Source organism: Mesorhizobium sp. M7A.F.Ca.US.007.01.2.1 (genome assembly GCF_003998165.1).
Classification (GTDB): domain Bacteria; phylum Pseudomonadota; class Alphaproteobacteria; order Rhizobiales; family Rhizobiaceae; genus Mesorhizobium; species Mesorhizobium ciceri.
The window spans coordinates 10,811-16,164 of the sequence record NZ_RZQP01000140.1 but is presented as its reverse complement, the minus strand read 5'-3'; the positions used below and the strand labels follow the sequence as shown (position 1 = coordinate 16,164).

Here is a 5,354-nt window from a genome sequence, read left to right as displayed (position 1 = left end):
GGTCGGTGGATGACAAGGCGCGGATCATCGCAGAGACGCTGGAGCCGAATGCGATCATTTCCGAGGTCGCCCGCCGTTATGGTCTCAGGCCGCAGCAGGTCTTCGCCTGGCGCCGCGAAGCGCGCAAACAGGCCGCTTCGGTGCAGCAAGATTCTCCTGCCTTTGTGCCGGCGGTTGTGGCGGCGGCGGAACCTGCAGCCAGCCGTTCACCGAAGCAGCGGAAACGGCAAGCCACCCGAGATGCCGGCATGATCGAGCTTGAGATCGACGGCATCGCGATGCGCGTCGGCCGGGGCGCCGATACCAAGACGGTGGCCGCAGTGATCCGCGCGCTGAAGGCGACGTCGTGATCGGGCCGACGGGTGCGGTCAAGGTCATGGTGGCGACGAAGCCCGTCGACTTCCGCAAGGGTGCGGAGGGATTGGCGGCGCTGGTGCGAGAGACAATGGGGGCCGATCCGTTCAGCGGGGCCGTCTACGTCTTCCGGGCGAAGCGGACTGACCGGATCAAGCTGATCTTCTGGGATGGCACCGGGGTTTGCCTGCTAAGCGTTTGGAGGATGGGGAGTTCCGCTGGCCGAAAGTGCATGACGGCATGATGCGGCTGACGGCCGCGCAGCTCTCGGCGCTACTCGAAGGTCTCGACTGGCGGCGAGTCCATGAGGCGCGCCGGACCCGCGTGCCAGCCCAGGCGGGCTGACCCGCGACGAAGTGAATCAGCCTAGATTCCGCTGTCGCGGGCTGTCGGCGAATATGGTCTGATCCGTTCATGGCGATGACGGCTGACCAGCTTCCCGACGATCCGGACGCGCTGAAGGCGATGGTCCTGGCGCACGACGTCGAGAATGCCCGTCTGATTCAGATCATCAAGGAATTGCAGCGTCACCGCTTCGGCCGGCGTGCCGAGACGCTCCCCGAGGATCAATTGCTGCTGGGGCTCGAAGAGGCGGAGCAGATCGAGGCCGCCGGTGAGGAAGAGAAGGAGCAATCTGCTCCCGCCGAGCGGCAAGCAAAGGCCACGAGGCGCCGGGCCAACCGGGGCGCGCTGCCACCCCATCTGCCGCGCGTGGAGATGGTCGTCGACATCGAGGACCATGCCTGCCCATGCTGCCGCAATGGCTTGCATCGGATCGGCGAGGACGTGAGCGAGCGGCTCGACATCGTTCCGGCGCAGCTGCGTGTAATCGTCGTGCGCCGGCCCAAATATGCCTGCCGCGCCTGCGAGGACGTCGTGGTTCAGGCTTCCGGCGCCGGCCCGGCTGATCGAGGGTGGTCTTCCGACCGAGGCAACGGTCGCCCAGGTGCTGGTCTCAAAATATGCCGATCACCTTCCGCTCTATCGTCAGGCGCAAATCTACGCCCGGCAGGGTATCAATCTCGATCGCTCTACGCTCGCCGACTGGGTCGGCCGCGCCGCCTGGCACCTGCGTCCGGTGCATGAGCGGCTGCTTGGCAAGCTGAAGTCCTCGGCAAAACTCTTCGCCGACGAGACGACCGCGCCGGTGCTCGATCCCGGCCGCGGCAAGACTAAGACAGGTCAACTCTGGGCCTATGCCCGCGATGACCGACGATGGGAGGGGAGCGACCCGCCGGGCGTCGCCTATGTCTATGCGCCGGACCGAAAGGCCGAGCGTCCGATCGCTCATCTCGCAGGCTTCACCGGAATCTTGCAGGTCGACGGCTATGGCGGCTATCGCGTGCTGGCCGACAAAAGCGGCGTCACGCTCGCCTTCTGCTGGGCGCATGTCCGTCGGCGCTTTTATGAACTGGCAGCAGCCGGTCCCGCGCCGATCGCCAGTGACGCGCTGAGACGGATCGCCGAACTCTACAAGATCGAGGATGACATCCGTGGCCGATCGGCCAACGAGCGCCGCGCGATGCGTCAGGACAAAAGCCGCGCCATCGTCGCCGATCTCGAACCCTGGCTGCGTGAGAAGCTCGGCCTGATCAGTCAGAAGACCAAGCTCGCAGAGGCAATCCGCTACACGCTCTCACGCTGGGAAGGCCTCTCGCACTTCCTTGACGACGGCCGCATCGAGATCGACAGCAACACCGTCGAACGCTCGATCCGTCCGATCGCAATCTCGGGGTCATTCTGCCCATGTTGGGCAGGAGGTCGAAGTCCCGTGCGCAGCAATGGATCTGGGCTCCCCGCGCGCGTCGCTTGCTGCACTGCTTGAACTGAACAAGCTCTTGATCCAGCGCCGTTTCCGGCGAGGCTCTCCGGATGGTTTCATCATCGGGGAGACTCAAAATGAGAACCTTGCCGCCACCGACACGATCTCTCGTGATCGTTCGCCAGCTCAGCATGCGCTCGACTCGCACAAGCTAGTCGGGCTGAGCGCAGCGCAACGAACGATCGTGATCGCCCGGCTCGCCAATGTGCTGATGGCCGCCGCCGGTATCGTGACGGAGGAGAGCCGCGATGACGAGCCGTAATCTGATTCCGGCCACCATCCTCAAGCGCAAGGCCGTTGTCTATGTACGTCAGTCCACGCAGGCGCAAGTGCAGCTCAATCTTGAGAGCCAGCGTCGGCAATATGAGCTGGTCGACGTCGCGCGGCGCTGGGGATTCCGCAAGGTTGAGGTGATCGACGAGGACTTGGGACGCACCGCAAGTGGAGCTGTGGAACGTCCCGGTTTCGAACGCCTGGTCGACGATCTGTGCACCGGTCATGTGGGCGCTGTGCTTTGCCTGGAGGCGTCCCGCCTGTCTCGCAACGGACCGGACTGGCATCGGCTGCTCGAGTTGTGCGGCGAAGTCGATGCACGGGTGATCGATCTGGACGGAGTCTACGATCCGGGACTGCCGAACGATCGCCTGCTGCTCGGCATGAAGGGGAGCATAAGCGAGTTCGAACTCGGGGTGCTGCGTGCTCGCATGTACGAAGCTGACCGCGCCAAGGCACAGCGCGGCGAACTGCGCATCTCTGTGCCCTTCGGCTACGTCTGGCACCGGGATTACGGTCTCGGGTTCGATCCCGATATACGCCTGCAGGAGACCATTCGCCTGATATTCGCGCGTTTCCGCGAACTCGGCAGTGCCCGCCAGGTCCTGATCTCGATGATCGACGATGGCGTGCATTTCCCCAGACCCTCCGACGGCAAGAAGATGGTGTCCTTCGCCTGGGTTCCGGTCCGCTACCGCAACGTGATCTCCGTCCTGAAGAACCCGTTCTACGCCGGCGCTTATGTCTATGGTAAGAGCGAGAAGCGCACCGAGATCGTGGATGGCCGCGTCCGCAAGAGCTATGGTCATTACAAGCCGGCCAGCGATTGGGCGGTGGTGCTCAAGGAGCATCACGAAGGCTATATCGGATGGAGCGAGTACGAACGGAACCAGGAACTTCTCGCCGCCAACGCCTATGGCAAAGCCGGCGGCGTCAAGTCGGGCCGCGGCGGTCGCGCGTTGCTCCCGGGTCTTCTCTCCTGTGGTCGATGCGGGCGAAGACTGGTTGTCACGTATGCCGGACGTGGCCAAGGTTACCCGGTCTATCGTTGCGAGAACACCATGATGGCGCAGGCGCGATGCATGTCGTTCAACGGCTTTCGCACCGATGCGGCGGTGGCCCGCGAAGCCTTGGAGGCGGTTGCGCCGATGGCGATCGAGGCGGCGTTGGAGGCTGAACAGATGCAGCTGGAGAGCGAAGCCAGGCGGCGGCAGATGATCGAGATGGACCTGCAGCAGGCACGCTATGAGGCATCGCTCGCCGAGCGCCGCTACGCCGCCTGCGACCCGGAGAACCGGCTTATAGCGGCCCAGCTCGAGAGGAACTGGGAAGCTAGGCTCAGGCGCGTGGAGACCTGCGAGGCCCGGCTCAGTGAAGTCCAGCGTATGGAGCCTGTCGACGCGATCCCTGACTTCACCGGCCTCGCCCAGGATCTCGAAGCCGCCTGGAATGCGCCGGGTGTCGATATGCGGTTCCGTCAGCAACTGCTGCGCGCGCTCATCAAGGACATTGTGGCGGACGTCGATGACGACGCGCGCGATGTGATCCTGACCATCCATTGGCATGGGGGCCAGCATTCCCAGGTAAGGGTTCGCAAGTCCAAATCCGGAGAGCATGGCCAGAGTACGCCTGAGGAGGCTCTGGCGGTCATGCGATCCATGGCAACGCGATGGTCGGATGCCGAAATCGCCGCCACACTCAACCGCATGGGCATGAAGACGGGTCAGGGAAAGACCTGGACGGCGCGACGCGTCCAATCCCTGCGCACGGTGCACAAGATCAGCGGCTATCGGTCTTCCGACAAGAACGGCGAGTGGCTTACCATGTCGGACGCGGCCGCGAAGCTTGGCGTGTCGCACGTCAAAATCCGCCGGTTCGTCAGGGACGGCATATTACCAGCCGAGCAGGTCATGCGCGGCGCGCCCTACCAGATCCGCGCCAGCGACCTTGAAGATGAACGGATCAAGGCCGATTTGGCGCGCAAATCTCCGCGTATCATCAACGACGATAATCAGAAATCGCTGTTTCCCGCCATTTGAAGAGGGGGTGCATAATGAATCAGTCTTCGCGCTCAACCGCAAGAACGCGCTCTTCGCAGGCTCTGACGGCGGCGCCGAACACTGGGCAGTCATCGCCTCGCTGATCGAAACCTGCAAGCTCAATGGTGTCGAACCGCTCGGCTTATCTCGCCGATGTCCTCACCAGGATCGTCAACGGCCACCCCAACAGCCAGATCGACGATCTCCTGCCTTGGGTCTACATCAACAAGCTCGAGCTCAAGGCCGTGGCCCGAGAATACCGCTTACTCTTGACATGCACGGGCCGGAACAGGTTAACCCGCATATCTGCGCGATGCCGCGAGCATGGTTGCGGTCGGTCTTGTTGACCTGTGCCTTGAGAACGCCTTGGAATGACGGGGCTCGATACAGGTCACGTAGTCCGGCTGCCGCCAGACCAACCATTGGGATAAGGGGCCGGCTTCAAGCCTGATCCGGGCGAGATTCCATGCGGGGTTCTTCAATGCGTCAGCAAGATCGTCCGGATGACTAGCAACCTTCATCTCTCGGCAAATTCGGCGCCCTTCTCACGATGCAAACGGTGGTCTCTTTCACGGAGACGTCCAGTCCGGCATAATTTTTCATGCTGCGCTTCCTTTCCTGATGCTTGTGGCTGTTCACACAGACCACGTTTTGTCATCATCTCGAAGCGCAGCACTTCAAAACAACCCGTTCAAGGCGGGGGGCAAAGCCGAATACCACAATCTAAACACCTAGCGATGCTGTTCAAATTCGCCTTGCCGGCATGGGACCCCATCGCTGTCATCACAGGAAGCAGTACGTGGGAGGGGAACTGCTCGCAGTGATGAATCGTGTTCCGAGCCACTACCCATTCAGTTTCGTCCCAG

The 5,354-nt window shown here is 62.6% G+C and carries 3 protein-coding genes and 4 pseudogenes; 6 read left to right on the top strand and 1 reads right to left on the bottom strand.

The features are described 5' to 3' along the window. The 6 genes and pseudogenes from EN949_RS22630 to EN949_RS22610 all read left to right on the top strand — a co-directional run. Nucleotides 1-350 (top strand): transposase (locus tag EN949_RS22630; RefSeq protein ID WP_127371783.1); only part of this gene is annotated, 350 nt, incomplete at its 5' end. After that, nucleotides 347-699 (top strand): annotated as a pseudogene (gene tnpB / locus EN949_RS22625) (IS66 family insertion sequence element accessory protein TnpB). The gene EN949_RS22630 and the pseudogene tnpB, both read left to right, overlap by 4 nt. A 69-nt stretch (nt 700-768) precedes the next feature. After that, nucleotides 769-2,086 (top strand): annotated as a pseudogene (locus EN949_RS22620) (IS66 family transposase); the annotation flags it as partial. 49 nt (nt 2,087-2,135) lie between these two features. After that, entirely contained in the window at nt 2,136-2,438 is a 303-nt protein-coding gene (locus tag EN949_RS35925) for a hypothetical protein (protein WP_063169337.1), read from the top strand. Further along, entirely contained in the window at nt 2,425-4,488 is a 2,064-nt protein-coding gene (locus tag EN949_RS22615; RefSeq protein ID WP_063169338.1) for a recombinase family protein, read from the top strand. Before EN949_RS35925 ends, EN949_RS22615 begins: the two co-directional genes overlap by 14 nt. A 28-nt stretch (nt 4,489-4,516) precedes the next feature. Beyond that, a pseudogene (locus tag EN949_RS22610) lies at nt 4,517-4,709 on the top strand (transposase domain-containing protein); the annotation flags it as partial. 44 nt (nt 4,710-4,753) lie between these two features. On the opposite strand, the pseudogene EN949_RS36630 reads toward EN949_RS22610, so the two are convergent. After that, nucleotides 4,754-5,091: pseudogene (locus tag EN949_RS36630) on the bottom strand (IS110 family transposase); the annotation flags it as partial. Between the last annotated feature and the right edge of the window lie 263 nt (nt 5,092-5,354).

Excerpts from the sequence above, each read along its gene's own strand:
- EN949_RS35925 (WP_063169337.1), top strand. The coding sequence starts at position 2,136 with ATGGATCTGGGCTCCCCGCGCGCGTCGCTTGCTGCACTGCTTGAACTG.
- EN949_RS22615 (WP_063169338.1), top strand. The coding sequence starts at position 2,425 with ATGACGAGCCGTAATCTGATTCCGGCCACCATCCTCAAGCGCAAGGCC.